Annotated in this window: 14 protein-coding genes; 10 read left to right on the top strand and 4 right to left on the bottom strand. The window is 68.6% G+C overall.

Annotated elements, in window-relative coordinates; genetic code table 11:
- Nucleotides 1-21: 21 nt before the first annotated feature.
- Complete coding sequence (locus ACWZHB_RS03255) at nucleotides 22-405, bottom strand: DUF6223 family protein (RefSeq protein WP_427906450.1); 384 nt, start codon at nucleotides 403-405, stop codon at nucleotides 22-24.
- Between the two features lie 261 nt (nucleotides 406-666).
- On the opposite strand from ACWZHB_RS03255, the gene ACWZHB_RS03250 reads away from it, so the two are divergent.
- A complete protein-coding gene (locus ACWZHB_RS03250; RefSeq protein ID WP_427906449.1) occupies nucleotides 667-1,770 on the top strand; it encodes a sensor histidine kinase in 1,104 nt (367 codons plus the stop codon).
- Entirely contained in the window at nucleotides 1,767-2,429 is a 663-nt protein-coding gene (locus ACWZHB_RS03245; protein WP_427906448.1) for a response regulator, read from the top strand. Before ACWZHB_RS03250 ends, ACWZHB_RS03245 begins: the two co-directional genes overlap by 4 nt.
- 19 nt (nucleotides 2,430-2,448) lie before the next feature.
- On the opposite strand, the gene ACWZHB_RS03240 is transcribed toward ACWZHB_RS03245, so the two are convergent.
- Entirely contained in the window at nucleotides 2,449-2,898 is a 450-nt protein-coding gene (locus ACWZHB_RS03240) for a GNAT family N-acetyltransferase (protein ID WP_427906447.1), read from the bottom strand.
- 64 nt (nucleotides 2,899-2,962) lie between these two features.
- Nucleotides 2,963-3,427, bottom strand: a complete 465-nt coding sequence (locus ACWZHB_RS03235; RefSeq protein WP_427906446.1) for an anthrone oxygenase family protein — start codon at nucleotides 3,425-3,427, stop codon at nucleotides 2,963-2,965.
- Nucleotides 3,428-3,498: 71 nt separating this feature from the next.
- Between ACWZHB_RS03235 and ACWZHB_RS03230 the strand changes: the two genes are divergently transcribed.
- The 4 genes from ACWZHB_RS03230 to ACWZHB_RS03215 all read left to right on the top strand — a co-directional run bounded on the left by ACWZHB_RS03230 (nucleotide 3,499) and on the right by ACWZHB_RS03215 (nucleotide 8,288).
- Complete coding sequence (locus ACWZHB_RS03230; RefSeq protein WP_427906445.1) at nucleotides 3,499-3,864, top strand: hypothetical protein; 366 nt, start codon at nucleotides 3,499-3,501, stop codon at nucleotides 3,862-3,864.
- A gap of 115 nt (nucleotides 3,865-3,979) precedes the next feature.
- Nucleotides 3,980-5,293, top strand: coding sequence for an acyl-CoA dehydrogenase family protein (locus ACWZHB_RS03225; protein ID WP_427906444.1), 1,314 nt, complete (start codon nucleotides 3,980-3,982; stop codon nucleotides 5,291-5,293).
- Nucleotides 5,290-6,729: an LLM class flavin-dependent oxidoreductase gene (locus ACWZHB_RS03220; RefSeq protein WP_427906443.1), complete on the top strand. Its 1,440-nt coding sequence runs from the start codon at nucleotides 5,290-5,292 to the stop codon at nucleotides 6,727-6,729. The genes ACWZHB_RS03225 and ACWZHB_RS03220 overlap by 4 nt, the downstream gene beginning before the upstream one ends.
- 176 nt (nucleotides 6,730-6,905) lie before the next feature.
- Nucleotides 6,906-8,288 carry a styrene monooxygenase/indole monooxygenase family protein gene (locus ACWZHB_RS03215; protein WP_427906442.1) on the top strand — a complete coding sequence of 461 codons (1,383 nt, stop codon included), beginning with the start codon at nucleotides 6,906-6,908 and terminating at the stop codon, nucleotides 8,286-8,288.
- A 111-nt stretch (nucleotides 8,289-8,399) separates the two neighbouring features.
- Here ACWZHB_RS03215 and ACWZHB_RS03210 read toward each other — a convergent pair whose 3' ends face one another.
- Nucleotides 8,400-8,987, bottom strand: a complete 588-nt coding sequence (locus tag ACWZHB_RS03210) for a TetR/AcrR family transcriptional regulator (protein WP_427906441.1) — start codon at nucleotides 8,985-8,987, stop codon at nucleotides 8,400-8,402.
- Between the two features lie 86 nt (nucleotides 8,988-9,073).
- On the opposite strand from ACWZHB_RS03210, the gene ACWZHB_RS03205 reads away from it, so the two are divergent.
- The 4 genes from ACWZHB_RS03205 to ACWZHB_RS03190 all read left to right on the top strand — a co-directional run bounded on the left by ACWZHB_RS03205 (nucleotide 9,074) and on the right by ACWZHB_RS03190 (nucleotide 16,512).
- A complete protein-coding gene (locus ACWZHB_RS03205; RefSeq protein WP_427906440.1) occupies nucleotides 9,074-9,967 on the top strand; it encodes an NADP-dependent oxidoreductase in 894 nt (297 codons plus the stop codon).
- 148 nt (nucleotides 9,968-10,115) lie between these two features.
- Nucleotides 10,116-11,813 (top strand): fatty acyl-AMP ligase, encoded by a 1,698-nt coding sequence (locus tag ACWZHB_RS03200; RefSeq protein ID WP_427906439.1) that lies wholly within the window; start codon nucleotides 10,116-10,118, stop codon nucleotides 11,811-11,813.
- A gap of 11 nt (nucleotides 11,814-11,824) precedes the next feature.
- Nucleotides 11,825-12,091 (top strand): acyl carrier protein, encoded by a 267-nt coding sequence (locus tag ACWZHB_RS03195; RefSeq protein ID WP_427906438.1) that lies wholly within the window; start codon nucleotides 11,825-11,827, stop codon nucleotides 12,089-12,091.
- Nucleotides 12,088-16,512, top strand: a complete 4,425-nt coding sequence (locus tag ACWZHB_RS03190; protein WP_427906437.1) for a type I polyketide synthase — start codon at nucleotides 12,088-12,090, stop codon at nucleotides 16,510-16,512. The genes ACWZHB_RS03195 and ACWZHB_RS03190 overlap by 4 nt, the downstream gene beginning before the upstream one ends.
- Nucleotides 16,513-16,520 lie beyond the last annotated feature (8 nt).

The following is a 16,520-nucleotide window of genomic DNA, read 5'->3' as shown; positions in this document are numbered from 1 at the left end:
CGCCCCCGTGACGCGTGCCCGCTAACGATGGGCGCGGGCGCGCGCACGGGCGCCGAGTGCGATGGCCGATACGCCGAGGACGATCGCGATCGCCGCGCCGACGATGCCGTTTCCGGTGCCGGGACCGCCGTCCGCGGTCGCGACGCCGATCGCGCCGACGATCGCCGCGACCGCGCCCCCACCGATCGCGATGATCGATCGGATCGGATTTCCGTCGCGGACCAGGGCCCAACCGCCCACGATCGCGGCGGCCAGGCCGAGGAAGGCGGCCGAAGTCGCGAAGAAGCGGTCGGTCGTCATCCCAGAGGAGTCGGCGAGAGTGCTGGTATCCGCCGAGGCAGGGGCGGCGGCGATGAGAACGATGGCCACGGTGACAGTGGCTGTGGTGAGCGGGCGGATGGACATGGGTGCTCCTTCGTCTCTGGTCACTCGCTGGGTTCTCGGTACCGGCAGCTGGCGGTGGCCGCTCCGTCGGTGACTGCTTCCATCGTCGACGTGTACAAGGGCTCGGTCATCGTGCGGCCGTGGACAATTCGCGCTGCGACGAGGGCGGCAGTGGGATACCGCGACGGCAGGCGGTAGCGCCGGGACTACCACGATCGCGGTAGCCGCAGGATCATCCCGATGCTGGACGCGGTCCCGATCGAGCCGGGCTAGGGTGCACAGATGAGCAGGGCACGAGTCATCGATTGCGCGATCGCGGTCGCAGTGGCCGCGGTCCCGCTGGTCACCGGGCTGACCACGGAGCCCGCCGGATCCCGCCTCGACGTCCTCGGCTACGGGTTGCTCGTCATCAGCGGGCTCGCCCTCGTCGAACGCAGGCGCGCGCCGGTGGCCGTGCTGATCGTGACCGGGTTGTGCGCGTTCGGCTATCAGGCGCTCGATATCGACCTGCCCGCTGTCGCGTTCCTGTTCGCGGTGTATTCCACCGTCCGGGCCGGTCACCACGTTGTGGCGGTACTGGCCTCGGTGGCGCTGATCGCGGCGCTACCCCTCGCGGCCATGCTGTCGCTGCACGACATCGCCGCATCGCTCGCTCGGGGCCGCGACGCGCTGGAGATCGCCTGGCTGATCGCGGCGGGCGCGGCGGGTGAGGCATTGCGCCAGGCCGAACGCCGGGCCGACGAAGCAGAACGGACCACAGAGGAAACCGCGCGCCGCCGGGCCGACGAGGAGCGCTTGCACATCGCACGCGAGCTGCACGATTCGCTCACCCATCAGATCTCGGTGATCAAGGTGCAGTCCGAGGCCGCTGTTCATGTGGCACGCAAGCGTGGCGACGAGGTCCCGGCAGCGCTGCTCGCCATCCGCGAAGCCGGTCGCGAGGCGGCTCGCGAGCTGCGCGCGACCCTGGAAGCGCTGCGTGACGACGACACCTCCCCGCGCCCCGGCCTCGCCCACGTCCCCGAGTTGGTGGAGCGTGTCCGGTCCGCGGGCCTCGACACGACCCTCACGATCGAAGGTGCGCACCCGAACGTGCCCGTCGCGGTCGACCGGACCGTCTACCGGATCGTGCAGGAGTCCCTCACCAACGTCACCCGCCATGCCGCCGCCGCGACGGCCACGGTCCGAATCGATTACGGCGCAGACAGTCTCGTCGTCGATGTCGAGGACGACGGAACCGCGAATCCCGCCGCTGTTCCGGTCCCCGGAGTCGGATTGCTCGGGATGCGCGAACGCGTCACCGCACTCGGCGGCCACCTGCACGCCGCGCCACGAGCCCGCGGCGGCTTCGCCGTGCACGTCGAATTACCCGTGGAAAGAACATGATTCGGGTCCTGCTCGTCGACGACCAGCCGCTCATCCGCAGCGGCTTTCGCGCACTCCTCGACATCGAGGACGACATCGAGGTGGTCGCCGAAGCCGCCGACGGACGCGAAGGCGTCGAACTTGCCCGCGAACACCTGCCCGACATCGCGCTCATCGACATCCAGATGCCGGTGGTCGACGGCATCGAAGCCACCCGCCGTATCGCCGCGGACCCGGCCCTGTCCGGCGTCCACGTCGTCATCCTGACCAATTACGGCCTCGACGAATACGTTTTCGACGCCCTGCGCGCGGGTGCCGCGGGCTTCCTCGTCAAGGACATCGAGCCAGAGGACTTCCTCCACGCCATCCGGGTGGCCGCCCGCGGCGATGCCCTCCTCGCCCCCTCGATCACCCGCCGCCTGATCCACCGCTACCTCACCCAGCCGCGCACCCCCACCCCCGGCGCCGCCATGAACGAACTGACCACCCGTGAACGCGAAGCCGTCACTCTCGTGGCGCAAGGCCTGTCCAACGACGACATCGCCCGCCACATGGTGATCAGCCCCCACACCGCCAAAACCCACATCAACCGGGCCATGACCAAACTCCACGCCCGCGACCGAGCCCAACTCGTCGTCCTCGCCTACGAATCCGGCCTGGTCACCCCTGGAACCCCGTGACCCTCAGCCGCGAAGTAGCTCAGTTCAGTCGCTTGTGCATTTTGACCGAGGTCGCCTCATAACCGAGCGTCTCGTAGAGGCCTCGTGCCCTCGTGTTGAACCCGAAGACTTGCAGGCCGAGGGTGTGCGCGCCCTGCTCACGGGCATATTCCTCGCCGAGGAGCATGACCGCGCGGCCAAAGCCCCGACCGCGCTTGTCGGCGTCGATCAGGATGTCCCAGATCCACCAGGCGCCGGGGTCGGGGCTCGTGTCCGGGCCGATCCAGAGGTAGCCGAGAATGTCGCCGGCATCATCGACCACATCGAAGACCGCGTGACCCGGAGCCGGTGCACCGGAGGGAAATGAGCCGGCCACGCTGTCGTCCGCCTGCCGCAGGGCGGCCTCGGGCGTCTGACCCACGGCGACAAGATCTTTGGCGTATTCGTCTCGACTGCGCTCGAGCCAGGCAGGGAATTGTCGCGCGGCCATGCGACGGAGGGCTACAGACATCGGAACAGCCTTCCACATCGCGAGATGTTCCCACCGAGGTGGACTAATTGTCGCGTCTGGCCGACATCACGAGCGCGATGATGAGCGCGAAGGCGACGAATGCTGTTCCGGTGCGCAGGAAATGGAATATGTCCCAGCGGGTGAGGATCGCGGCGTAGTCCGCCGGTGCGCCGTCGAGTGCCCACCGGTTGATCCGGTGGTTGATCGGCACATTGCCCAGTCTGGTGATGGCGAACGAGGCGAGCACCAGTGTCGTGGCGAGCGCGGCGACGATCCGGTCCCGACCGGTCGCGAGTACGGCCGCACCCAGACAACTCAGCGCGGCGGCGGCCATCGTGGCCTGCATGCTGTTGCTGTTGTTCTGCATCAGTTCGGTGTGGAATTCCAGGCGCACCTGCAGCGGGACGCGATGGAAGGTCGGGACGAGATTGGCTGCGCCGTAACCGAATGCGCCGACCAGGAGGTCGATGGTGAGCAGGGCGAGCGAGCGGATACTTCGGACGAGCACGGAGATCTCCGCACTTCGCTTCTCGCGGCGACCTGATCAACGCCGTCGTCGAACGCACGACCGGACAGGCCGTGGCGGCGATGCGCGCCGCCGACCTCGACAGCGGGCCCGCGACCGACGCGCTGCTGCGCATGCTGGATGTCGGCTGGCGATTCTTCCGGGTGTCACCGCTGGCCCACCATGTCGGTTCCTTCGCCCGGCAGCGCGACGAGGACCGCCAGCTCCCGGTCAACGACCGCCTGCTTCGACTCGTCACCCGGGGCCAGCAGGCGGGCGAGTTCGATGACGCCATGGCGGCACAGTGGCTCGTCACCGCGATCGTCGCGGTCAGCCATGCCGCGGGCGACGAGGTCAGGTCAGGCCGGATGACGCAGGCGGAGGCGGAGGTGGTGCTGCGCGACAGCGTTGTACGACTGGTCGGCGCCGGCGGGAGTTGAGCCGAAGACTTCCGCGACTCACCGGCCGAGGAAAGGTGTCAGCGGTGCCGCACCCGTTGTGATCGCGCTGCGCGCAACCCGTGAATCCCGCATCCCCCTGCGCGATCGTGGACCCATGACTTCCACCGCCGCGCCATCGACCACCGATTCCGAGCTGGACGCCGTCTTCGCCCCGATCTTCGACCGGATCGCCGCAGGCGCGGTCGAGCGGGAAGCCGACCGGCGGCTGCCGTTCGACGAGGTGGGCTGGCTGAAAGAGGCCAGGTTCGGCGCCCTGCGGGTGCCGGTCGAGTTCGGTGGGTACGGCGTGCGTGTGCGGCAGTTGTTCCGGCTGCTCATCGACTTGGCGGCGGCCGAGTCGAACCTGCCGCAGGCACTGCGGGTGCACTGGTCGTTCGTCGAGGATCAGCTCCTGGCCGAGGACGGTCCGGAGCGGGAGCGGTGGTTGCGGGCGGTCGCGGCGGGCACCCTGGTCGGCAATGCGATCACCGAACCGGGGGTGGGTGCGGTCGATCGGTACCGCACCCGGCTGACGCGCGACGTTGACCGACTGTTGCTCAACGGCGTGAAGTACTACAGCACCGGATCGCTGTTCGCCGATCACATCCTCGTCGCGGCCGACCGCGACGGTGAGCGGCTCGGCGTGCTGGTCGACGCGAATGCCGATGGGGTTGTGCAGCACGATGACTGGGACGGTTTCGGGCAGCGTCTCACCGCGAGCGGCACCACCGAGTTCACCGACGTCATCGTCGCCGAGGACCGCGTCCTCGGCCCCGGTTACGGTGTCGCGGGCCCCACCTACGGCACCGCCTATCTGCAGCTGGTGCAGCTCGCGGTGCTCGCGGGGATCGCCGCACGCGCCGAACGCGATGCCAGAGAGTGGGTGAGTGCGCGCACCCGCACCTACACCCACGCCGCCGCTGATCTGCCGCGCGAAGATCCGCTTGTCCAGCAGGTGATCGGCAAGCTGTCGGCGGCGGCGTTCACCGCGCGAGCGGCGGTGCTCGCGGTGGCGGATGTGCTCGACCGGGTCCTCGACGCAGGGGCGAAGGACGAGCAGGATCTCGTGGCCGCCGAATTGGCCGCCGCGCAAGCACAACTCGGGGTGATCGACATCGTGCTCGACGCCACCACGCGATTGTTCGAACTCGGCGGAGCCTCGATCGTGTCCGAACGACTACGCCTGGACCGACACTGGCGCAACGCACGCACCGTCTCCGTGCACAATCCCACCCTCTTCAAAGCGCGTGCGGTCGGCGACTACCTACTCAACGGTACCGACCTGCCCTTCGGGTGGAGTGCGGGCGAACGTACCGCGGGCGCGGCGGCGCAACACGATGGCAGGTCGGCGGAATCCGAGCTCGACGCCTCGGCGAAGGACCTTCGCTCGGAGGCGAGCGCCGCGCTTTCCGCGGAGGCGACGCGATGAGCAGGCCGATCCGGTTCAACGCCTTCGACATGAACTGTGTCGCCCACCAGTCGCCGGGGCTGTGGCGGCACCCGGAAGATCAATCGCACCGCTACACCGACATCGGCTATTGGACCGAGCTGGCGAAACTGCTGGAACGCGGCCGGTTCGACGGGATCTTCATCGCCGACGTGCTCGGCACCTACGACGTGTACGGCGGCAACGACATCGCCGCACTGCGCCAGGGCGCGCAGACACCGGTCGCCGACCCGCTGCTGCTGGTGTCGGCGATGGCGGCGGTGACCGAGCACCTCGGTTTCGGGATCACCACCGGCACCGGCTTCGAACACCCGTTTCCGTTCGCTCGCCGCCTGTCCACCCTCGACCACCTCACGAACGGGAGGCTCGGCTGGAACGTGGTGACCGGGTATCTGCCCTCCGCCGCACGAAATTTCGGCGCCGACGACCAACTCGACCACGACGAGCGGTACAACCAGGCCGACGAATACCTCGAGGTGCTCTACAAGCTCTGGGAGGGTTCGTGGGAGGACGACGCGGTCGTGCGCGATGCCGAACGCGGCGTCTACACCGATCCGTCGAAGGTGCACCACATCGGCCATTACGGCAAGCACTACACCGTGCCGGGCATCCACGTCTGCGAACCGTCGCCACAGCGCACGCCGGTGATCTACCAGGCGGGCGCCTCACCGCGCGGTGTGCGGTTCGCGGCCGAGAACGCCGAGGCGATCTTCATCGCCGGCCCGTCGAAACGAGTGCTGGCGCAGACCGTTTCGCGTGTTCGTGACGCACTGGAGGCCGCGGGCCGTGACCGGTACGCCGCCCGGATCTACGCGCTGGCGACCATCATCACCGACGAGACGGACGAGGCTGCGCGGGCCAAACGCGCGGAGTACCTGTCCTACGCGAGCATCGAAGGCGGGCTGGTGTTCATGTCCGGCTGGATGGGAATCGACCTGTCGCGCTACGACCTCGACGATCCGATCGGCGACGTGCAGAGCAACGCCATCCAGTCGGCGGTCGCGGCGTTTCAGGAATTCGACGACGACGGTCGCGAATGGACGGTGCGCGATATCGGACGCTGGGCGGGCATCGGCGGCATGGGCCCGGTATTCACGGGCTCCGGCGAAACCGTCGCCGACCTGTTGCAGGAGTGGGTCACCGACACCGACCTCGACGGGTTCAACCTCGCCTACGCGATCACGCCGGGCACGTTCGAAGATATTGTGCGCCACGTTGTTCCGGTATTGACCGAGCGCGGGGTCTACCGCACTGGATACGAGCCGGGCACATTGCGCAATGTTCTGTTCGGCGCCGGTGACCGGCTTCCACCGGAGCACCGCGGCGCCGGGTATCGCGTCGGCGGTCCGCGTTCCACCGCTCTGCCACCCGAGCAGTCGCGTCCCGAACCGGTGGAGGTACCCACAGTTCCGGCCTGACGGCCACCGGCCCCAGCCGCGCTCCAGCCGTCTCCGTCGATGTTCGCGCCAGGCCGACCCCGGCCCGGCGAGATCGGCGTGCGTGCATTGACATACGTTGTGGTACAAGGTATTTAGATCGATTCCCGCTGATCGCAACACTCATCATCGGACCGAGGCAAGCGCACCATTCCGGTATGACATCGCAGACTCCCGTTTCCCGTTCCTCTCGTTCGGCCGCGGTAATCGGCGCCGGCCAAACCGGCGTCACTGCGGCGCTAGGTCTTCTCGACGCCGGTTTCACCGTGACCCTCTACAGCGACCGAGATCAGCGCGCACTCCGCGACGACGTTCCCGCCACCGGCACCGCCCTGGAGTTCGGCGAGACCCAGCAGGCCGAGGCCGCGCTCGGACTCGACAGCTATACCGGCCGCGCGCCCCGCCACACGGGGCTCAGTGTGCGCATCGCCGGGCCGGAGAACGCCGAATTGATCGCCTTCGACGGCACTTTCGAGGGTTACGTCGGCGTCGCCGTCGACACCCGGCTCAAGGCCGACGAACGTCTCACGACCTTCATCGAACGCGGCGGCGATTTCGTCGTCGAACCGGTCACCCCTGAATCCCTCGACGCCATCGCCGCCGGCAACGACCTCACCCTGGTCGCCACCGGCCGCGGCGGGCTGGCCGACCTGTTCCCGATCGACGAGGAGCGCACCGTCTACGACAAGCCGCAGCGCTCGCTGCTCACGGTCACCGTGACCGGCCTCGACTTCGACCCCGGAGTGTTCGCGCACCGCAGCCCCGCCGGTGGCGCGCACAGCTTGTTCTCCATTCTCGCCGAACAGGGCGAGGCGTGGTGGGGTCCGTACCTGCACAAGGACGCGGGCCCGAGCTGGGCGTTCCTCGGCTGGGCCCGCCCCGGCAGCGACTGGGAAACCCGTTTCGCCGCAGCCGATTCCGCCGAATCGGCGTTGCGGATCGTGCAGGATCTCTACCGCGACTACATCGACTGGGATCTACCGGAAGTGCAGGCCACCCAGGTGATCGCCGAAGACCCGCACTCCTGGCTCAAGGGCGCGGTCCGACCGGTCGTGCGGGCCGGGGTGGGGCGCACCGCGGGCGGTCATCCGGTCGCCGCCCTCGGTGACACCGCGGTCGCCTACGACCCGGTCGCGGGTCAGGGCGCGCAGAGCGGGCTGATCCAAGCGCAGCGCCTGGTCGCGGCTGCCGCCGTGCACGACGGACCGTTCGACGAGCAGTGGATCAGCGACCAGTACGCCGCCTTCCTCGCTGCCCGCAGCGACGCCGCCGCCAAGGTGACCCGCCTGTTCCTCAGCGACCCGGAATTCGCCGACATCAGCGGCCAGTTCTTCGCCACCGCCGCGGTGAACCCGAAGTTCGCCTCGGCATTGGTCGGCTTGCTGCACCGCCCACAGCCGTTCCTGCCCATCGACTCCCCCGCCGACGCCGCCGCCTACGTCGCCGAGGTCACCGGGGCCGACGCGGGCGAGTTGCTGGCGAAGTTCGCCCCGGCCGGGCGCTTCGAACGCTCGACATTCGCCCCGGCAGCCGTCGGGTAACGCGCACACCGGGTCCGGCCGACCACTACGCACACCCGCGGTCGGCCGGACCGATAGTTGCTCGGCGATCACCGAGCCATGTGACCTGCCCGGCGAGACCCGGGACAGGCGCTACGCGCGAACCCCGGGGCGGGTGACCTCCCAGGCCGCCTCGATCATCTGGAAGATCTCGTCGACCGCAGCCGCTGGATCGGCGGCCTCCCGGCCCAGCGAATAGGCGTCGATCACGAACCTGGCGATGGCCGCGCTCTCCGTCGCGGTCCGCGCCAGTGCGGGATCGGCGGCGATGGCCGCTGCCAGCGCCTGCGCATGACGTAGCCGCATCGACTCCCCGTACCTGCGCAGCGCGGGCGATCCGTCGATCATGCGCCAGATCGGGGCGGCGCCGTCCGCCGAGCAATGTCGCACCATGGAATGGATTTCGCGACGCAGCGCGGGGATGAGCGGTTCGTCGGCCGCCCGGTCGGTGACCGCGCGCACCAGTCCTTGCTCGAAGACTTCATCGCGCTCGAACACCAGGGCCTCTTTGGCGGCGAAGTGGGCGAAGAGCGTGGTGACAGCCACGTCGGCCGCAGCGGCCACTTCGCGGATGCCCACCTCGTCGTACCCGCGTTCCAGGAAGAGCCGCAGGGCGGTATCGGCGATCTTCTGGCGGGTCGCGGCCTTTTTGCGCTCACGACGTCCGGTCGGCACGGTCATGCCAGGAGGCTACCAGTTACGAACCTGAATCAGTTATGAAGTCCTACCCGTTTCAAAATACTAACTGTTAGTGTTACCTTCGGGACATGAAGAAAGTGATCTTCGCCGAGTTCGGCGGTCCGGACGTCCTGCAACTCATCGATGCCGAGGAACCCCACGCGGGCCCCGGCCAGATACGCGTCGCGGTGCGCGCGGCGGGCGTCAACCCGGTCGACTGGCGGCTGCGCGAAGGCCAGATCCTCGGGGCCCATCCGATCGAGTTGCCCGCCGGAGTCGGGCTGGATGCGGCCGGGGTGGTGGACGAAGTCGGCGAGGGCGTCGACGACGTCGAGGTCGGCGACCACGTGTTCGGCGAAGGCTCGAGCACCTATGCCGAGTTCGCCGTGCTGTCGGCCTGGGCCGCCATGCCCGAGGGCCTGACCTTCGAAGAAGCCGCCGGATACCCCTCCGTGGTAGAGACCGCGTTGCGCGTCATCGGTGAGGTCGGGGTCCAGGCCGGACAGACGCTGCTGGTCAGCGGTGCGTCCGGGGGTGTCGGATCGGCGGTGCTGCAGATCGCGCGCGAGGGTGGCATCACGGTGATCGGCACCGCGGGGGCCGCGAACCAGGACTATCTGCGGAGCCTTGGCGCTCGCACCACGACATACGGCGAGGGCTGGGTCGAGCGGGTGCGGCGGCTCGGCGCTGTTGACGCGGCCCTCGATCTGGCGGGCTCGGGGGTGATCCGCGAACTCGTCGAGTTGACCGGGGATCCACAGTCGGTCGTCTCCATCGCGGATCTCGACGCGCCGAAGCTCGGGGTGCGGTTCTCCGGCGTGGCCGGGAGCGTGCCGGACGCACTCGCCACGGCCGCCGCGCTGATCGCGCGGGGAAAGCTCCGTATCCCGGTCGAGCAGTCGTACACGCTGTCCGAGGCCGCCGCGGCCCACATCGATAGCCGGACCGGTCACTCGCGAGGGCGTCGGGTCATCGTCGTCTGAGCCGTTCTCGCACCAACAGCGGACGCGGATTCGGGCGGTTCGGCCGCCACACCCAAGGGTGCGGCGAGACCACCCCCGGGTTAGCTGGGTGATACCTGCGGGCACTATCCGGACCGACACAGAGAGCGGATAGTCATAGTCGACCCCTATGACTTTCTCCCCTGTGAAGGAACGCCACATGCAGCTCAGTTACGTGCACCACGTCAGGCAGCAGGTTCGCGTCTACGGCGAGACGCGCTCCTACACCTACCTGCGTGAGGCAGGGCGCGAGCTGACCGAGGAGGTCCTCACCTACCGCGAACTCGATAGCGATGTCAGAGCCCTGGCCGCGTGGCTGGCCGAGCGCCCGGAATCGACGGAACCCGTCGTCCTGCTCTACCACGACGGGATGGCTTTCCTGCGGGCCTTCCTCGGCTGCCTCTACGCCGGCGTCATCGCGGTGCCCGCGCCGCTGCCGCACGACGAGCGCAGCACCCGGCGCGTAGCGGGCATCATCGCCGACTCCGGCGCCCGCTTGGTGCTCACCACCGCCAACTTCCAGCCGATGGTCGCCGCGGCCACGACCGCGGCCGTGGTGGCCACCGACGAACAGCTCGGTGACCCCGACGCGTGGCGCCTGCCCGCCATCGACACCGGAACCATCGCGTTCCTGCAGTACACCTCCGGCTCGACCGGCACCCCGAAGGGTGTCGTCGTGACCCACGGCAACCTCCTGCACAACGAAGCCGCGATCTCCACCTCGATCGGCATCGACGACGCCTCGACCGGGGTCACCTGGATCCCGCAATTTCACGACATGGGCCTGATTGGATCGCTGCTCGCCTCGATCTACGCCGGCGCGAACCTGGTGTTCATGTCGCCCACCACCTTTCTCAAGCGCCCCGTTCGCTGGCTGCAGGCGATCGACAAGTACCGCGCGACCTGCACCGCAGCACCGAACTTCGCCTATGAGCTGATCGCCAAGCGCGTCACCGACGAACAGTTGGCCACCCTCGACCTGTCCACCCTCGAGGTGGCGTTGTGCGGCGCCGAGCCGGTCCGCGAACGAACCATCGCCGCGATGCGCGAACGGTTCGCGCCCGCGGGGTGGCGTCCGACCGCACTGCTACCCGCCTACGGCCTGGCCGAGGCGACGCTGCTCGTCACCGCGGGGCCGATCGACGCACAGCCTGTCGTCACCGCCGGAACCGACAGCCTGCTGGTCGGTTGCGGACAACCGGCGCGCGGTCTCACCGTCCGCATCGTCGACCCGCACACCGGGCAGCAGGCCATCGACGACACCGTCGGCGAGATCTGGGTTCGCGGCGACAGCGTCGCGGCCGGCTATTGGAACCGGCCGCAGGAGACCCGCCACACCTTCGACGCGTATCTCGGCGACGAAGGGCCGTTCCTGCGCACCGGCGACCTCGGGATGTTGCGCGACGGCGAACTGTTCGTCACCGGGCGGCTCAAGGACCTACTGATCATCAATGGCCGAAACCTCTACCCGCAGGATGTCGAGGAACTGGTTGAGCAGTCGCACCCCGCGCTCACGACCGGCGTGGCCGTCTCCGTCGAAGCCGGTGGCCGGGAACGACTCGTCGTCATGCAGGGCATCAAGACCGCGCTGCTGCGCGGTACCACCCTCGCCGAGCTGACCTCGACGATCAAGATCGCGGTCGCCCGCGGTTTCGATGTCCCCGCACCGAGTGTCGTTCTCGTCGAAAGCCGCTCCGTACACCGCACCACCAGCGGCAAGGTCCAACGGGCCTCGATGCGCGAAGCCTTCCTCGACAACAGCCTGTCGACCGTCCTGCACGAAGATCTCGAACCGGCCCTGAGCCGATCATCGACCGCGACCCGCTGAGGAGCCGAAACATGTTCGCCACCATCACCACCCACGCCGCGACGACCGAGGACTGGCTCATCGAGCGGGTCGCCGACTACACCGAACGCGCACCGCACCAGGTGGATCCGACGATCCCGCTCGCCGAACTCGGCATGGACTCGGTGTCGGCGGTGGCCCTGTGCGGCGAGATCGAAGACCGGTGGATGCTCGACATCGACCCGACCCTGGTCTTCGAATACCCCACCATCGCGGCCATCGCCACCTACCTCACCGCCGAAATCTCCGTCGCGGCATGACCGATATCGCTGTCGTCGGCCTCGACTGCCGCTTCCCCCACGCCGCCGACCCGGCGCGGTTGTGGCAGTTGCTGATCGACGGCCGCGACGCGATCTCGGAAGTCCCGTCGAGCCGCTGGAATGCCGACGACTTCCACGACCCGGCCGGCGCGCCCGGCACCATCAATACCCGCAGCGGCGGCTTCATCGACGATGCCGACGCGTTCGACGCGGAGTTCTTCGGCATCACCGCGCACGAGGCCGAGTCGATGGACCCGCAACAACGGCTGCTGCTGCAGGCCACCTGGCGCGCGTTCGAGGACGCCACGCTCGATCCGCGTGCGCAATCCGGTTCGCGGACCGGAGTTTACGTCGGCGTGATGGCCAACGAATGGGCCAACCTGCAGATGAGCGACTACGCCGCGATCACCCCACAGCACGGATCCGGCAACGGATACTTCATGACCGCGAACCGGCTGTCCTATCAGTTCGACCTCGCGGGGCCGAGTATCGCGGTCGACACGGCATGCTCGTCGTCGCTGGTCGCGGTCCATCTCGCGTGCAATGCCCTGTCGGCGGGCGATTGCGACCAAGCCGTCGCGGGCGGGGTCAACCTCGTGCTGACCCCGGCCGTCGGTGTGTTCTACACCCAGGCAGGACTGTCGGCGCCGGACGCACGGTGTAAACCGTTCAGCGGCAACGCCGATGGAATCGTGCGCGGTGAAGGCGTCGCGGTGCTCGTGCTGCGCCGCCTGGCCGACGCGCAGGCCGAGGGGCTGCCGATCTATGCGGTGATCAAAGGCAGTGCGGTCAATTCCGACGGGCGCAGCAACGGCATCACCGCGCCGAACCGGTGGGCGCAGGAGAAGGTGATCGGCGAGGCCTATCGACGGGCGGGCGTACCGGCCACCGACATCGACTTCATCGAGGCGCACGGCACCGGAACGGTTCTCGGCGACATGATCGAGGTCAAGGCGCTCGGCAAGCTGCACGGGGGCAATCGGGCGCGACCCTGCGGGATCGGATCGATCAAGGGCAACCTCGGCCACACCGAGGGGGCGGCGGGCGTGGCCGGACTCATCAAAGCCGTCCTCAGCCTGCACCACGGTCTCGTCCCGCCGTCGCGATTCGCCGACCAGGAGAACCCCCGCCTGCAGATGGCACGGCACGGCCTGCGCCTGCTCGATGACCCGATGCCACTCGACCGGCCCGCGCACTGTGGGGTGAGCAGCTTCGGGCTCGGCGGTACGAACGTACACATGGTGCTGGCCAGCGCCAGCGCCACCACGGCGCCCGCAGCGTCCGGGGCCTCCGCAACGACCGGGACCTCAGGGGCGTCCGGGGCGAGGGTGATCACCCTGTCGTCGGACAGCGTGGAAGGATTGCGGCGCAACGCGATTCGCATGGCCGAGGCATTGAGATCGGTGCCGGATGACCATTTCGCCCAGTTCTGCTGGACGAGCAATCAGGTCAAGTCGTCGGGTCGGCACCGGCTCGCTGTCGTCGCCCACAACCGGGACGAGGCGATAGCGCAACTGCGCACCGGCGCGTCATCCGATGGTCGCACCCGCAACGAGCCGACCGCGCCGTCGCGCACCGGCGACCGCACGCGCGAGGACGAGAGCCTGCGGGCAGAACAGCAGGGTGTCGCGCGGCCGGTACGCGTCGGCTGGATGTTCACCGGCCAGGGATCGCAATTCCCCGGAATGGGGCGCACGCTGCACGAGGCGAGCCACGGGTTCCGGCAGGCGCTCGACCTGGTGGATACCACCATGGGCGCCCACCTCGGCCGCTCGGTCCGCGACCTGCTGCTCGACGAGCACGCCGACGTCGACCCCACCGCCCTCGCGCAACCGGCGATCTTCGCCATGGAATACGCCATCGCCAAGACGCTGGCCGACCTCGGCATCCGGCCGGCCTGGCTGATCGGGCACAGCATCGGCGAATTCGCCGCCGCGGCGGTGGCGGGAGTCTTCGATCTCGATGACGCCTGCAAGCTGGTGACCACACGGGGGCGGCTGATGCAACGGCTGCCGACGGGTGGCTCGATGCTGGCCGTCCGCTCCACCACCGAGCAGCTCGCCGACCTGCTCGCCGACGAACCCGCTATCGTGATCGCCGCCGTCAACGGCCCGCGAGATCTCGTCCTCTCCGGCGACGCCCGAGCGCTGCACCGCATCGCCTCGGCGCTGCGCCCACTGGCGGTGAGCGCGAAGCCACTCACCGTGTCGCACGCGTTCCACAGTCCGCTGATGGCACCGATGCTGGCCGAGTTCGAGGCGGTCGCCAGTACCTGTGCCTACCGCGCCGCCACCCTGCCCATCTACTCGACGGTGCACGGCCGACCGCTCGAGCCCGAGGAGGTGATGGATGCCGAATACTGGACCGAACACGTCCGCGCCACAGTCCGTTTCGGCGACGCCGTACAAGCCGCGCTCGCCACGGACCCGACACACCTCATCGAAGTCGGACCCCGCCGCGTACTCGCCGCGGCGGTACGCGGAATCGACCCCGGCCTCGGCACCCGCTGCCTGTCCCCGAGCCCCGGCCCGAGCGCGACCGGCGACGAACTCGCCACCACCGTCGCCGCGCTGTACCGCGACGGTCTCGACCCCGCGTGGAACGAGCTCTACGAACCCGCGCAGCGCGTCCGCCGACGCCTGCCCGTGTACGAATTCTCCGTCGCGCACCGATTCTGGGTGGAGCCACCCGCTGTCAGCGAAATCGGCGCCTCGGCACTCGATCCGAAATCCCCACCACCGCAAGCACATACCGAGGCAACGATGATCGAACCACTGATCGCGCTCTTCCGTGAACAGAACGCGGTGCTGGCAGGCTTGCTCACGGCACCCGCCGATGCGCCCGGCCCGCACCTCGACACCGCGCGCCGCGATCGGGCCCCGGACGCGGTCGCCGACATCGTCCGCGCGGAACTCGCCAGGGTGAGCGGGTTCCCCGCCGACCGGCTGCACGACGCGCGAACACTCGGTGACGGCCTCGGATTCGATTCGCTCATGCTGACCGACCTGTTCGCCGGCCTGGCACGCAAACTCCCCGGCACGACCATCGACCCGACGCTCATCACGGGGACAACGACGCTCGGCGACGTCATCGCCCACTTCACCGATTCACCGTCCGGGCGAAACGTGTCGGCCGAGATGCCGGGCACCACCGAAATCACCTCTCCTGCAGCCGAAGTCAGGCCGTCCGCCGTCGAACCCGAGTATCGGATCTCCGACTTCGCCGAAGTGCGGGCCATCGCCGATCGGCTCGCCGGCGGGCATGCGCTCGGCCTGGCCAATCCCTACTTCCTGATCAACGACGGCGTCACCCGGGACACCTCGTTCATCGACGGCACGCAGGTGGTCAACTTCTCCAGCTACAACTACCTGGGGATGTCCGGCCACCCCGCCGTCGTCGCCGCCGTTCAGGACGCCGTGGCCCGCTACGGCAGCTCGGTCTCGGCCAGCCGCCTGCTTTCCGGCGAAAAGCCGATCCATCGCGAACTCGAGGCCGAACTCGCCGCCCTGCTCGGCACCGAGGACGCGATCGCGCTGGTCGGCGGCCACTCGACGAACGTCACCGTCATCGGCCATCTGGTCGGCCCCGAAGACCTGGTGATCCACGACAGCCTGGCGCACGACAGCATCCTGCAGGGCTGCCAGCTGTCCGGCGCGACCCGCAGACCGTTCCCGCACAACGACCACGCCGCCCTCGACGCGTTGCTGACCGAAATCCGTCACCAGTACCGCAGGGTGCTCATTCTCATCGAAGGCGTCTACAGCCAGGACGGCGATATCCCGGATCTGCCCGCGATCATCGAGATCAAGAAGAAGCACCAGGCCCTGCTGATGATCGACGAGGCGCACAGCGTCGGCGTGCTCGGCGAGAACGGCGGTGGCATCGGCGAATACTTCGATGTCGACCGCCGTGATGTCGAACTGTGGTCCGGCACGATGTCGAAGGCGCTCGCGGGCTGCGGTGGCTATGTGGCAGGCAGCGCGGACCTGGTCCAGTTCCTGAAGTACACCACCCCGGGTTTCGTCTACAGCGTCGGCATGACGCCGATGAACGCCGCCGCGTCCTTGGCCGCGATGCGACTGTTGCGGGCCGACCGCGAGCCGCTCGACCGTCTCCGGCGCAACTCGGAACTGTTCCTGCGCCTCGCCGGCGAGGCGGGTATCAACACCGGCGACAGCCACGACACCCCGATCATCCCGTGCATTGTCGGCGATTCGATGAAGACGCTGAAACTGTCCACCGCGCTGCTGCACCGCGCGATCAACGTCAACCCGATCATCTACCCGGCCGTCCCGGAGGATCTGGCCCGGCTCCGCTTCTTCGTCACGGCCTGCCACTCCGAAGACCAGATCCGCGACACCGTCACCGCTCTCGCCGAAGAACTCGCGCGGATGTCGGCCGACGACCTCGTCGACCACTAACCGCGGCC

This window comes from Nocardia sp. FBN12 (assembly GCF_054031145.1).
The sequence above is the reverse complement of the archived record's forward strand: the minus strand, read 5'-3'. Positions and strand labels throughout refer to the sequence as shown.

Bases quoted from the DNA above. Each gene is read 5' to 3' on its own strand.
- ACWZHB_RS03255 (WP_427906450.1), bottom strand. From the start codon at position 405: ATGTCCATCCGCCCGCTCACCACAGCCACTGTCACCGTGGCCATCGTT.
- ACWZHB_RS03250 (WP_427906449.1), top strand. From the start codon at position 667: ATGAGCAGGGCACGAGTCATCGATTGCGCGATCGCGGTCGCAGTGGCC.
- ACWZHB_RS03245 (WP_427906448.1), top strand. From the start codon at position 1,767: ATGATTCGGGTCCTGCTCGTCGACGACCAGCCGCTCATCCGCAGCGGC.
- ACWZHB_RS03240 (WP_427906447.1), bottom strand. From the start codon at position 2,898: ATGGCCGCGCGACAATTCCCTGCCTGGCTCGAGCGCAGTCGAGACGAA.
- ACWZHB_RS03225 (WP_427906444.1), top strand. From the start codon at position 3,980: ATGACTTCCACCGCCGCGCCATCGACCACCGATTCCGAGCTGGACGCC.
- ACWZHB_RS03220 (WP_427906443.1), top strand. From the start codon at position 5,290: ATGAGCAGGCCGATCCGGTTCAACGCCTTCGACATGAACTGTGTCGCC.
- ACWZHB_RS03215 (WP_427906442.1), top strand. From the start codon at position 6,906: ATGACATCGCAGACTCCCGTTTCCCGTTCCTCTCGTTCGGCCGCGGTA.
- ACWZHB_RS03210 (WP_427906441.1), bottom strand. From the start codon at position 8,987: ATGACCGTGCCGACCGGACGTCGTGAGCGCAAAAAGGCCGCGACCCGC.
- ACWZHB_RS03205 (WP_427906440.1), top strand. From the start codon at position 9,074: ATGAAGAAAGTGATCTTCGCCGAGTTCGGCGGTCCGGACGTCCTGCAA.
- ACWZHB_RS03200 (WP_427906439.1), top strand. From the start codon at position 10,116: ATGACTTTCTCCCCTGTGAAGGAACGCCACATGCAGCTCAGTTACGTG.
- ACWZHB_RS03195 (WP_427906438.1), top strand. From the start codon at position 11,825: ATGTTCGCCACCATCACCACCCACGCCGCGACGACCGAGGACTGGCTC.
- ACWZHB_RS03190 (WP_427906437.1), top strand. From the start codon at position 12,088: ATGACCGATATCGCTGTCGTCGGCCTCGACTGCCGCTTCCCCCACGCC.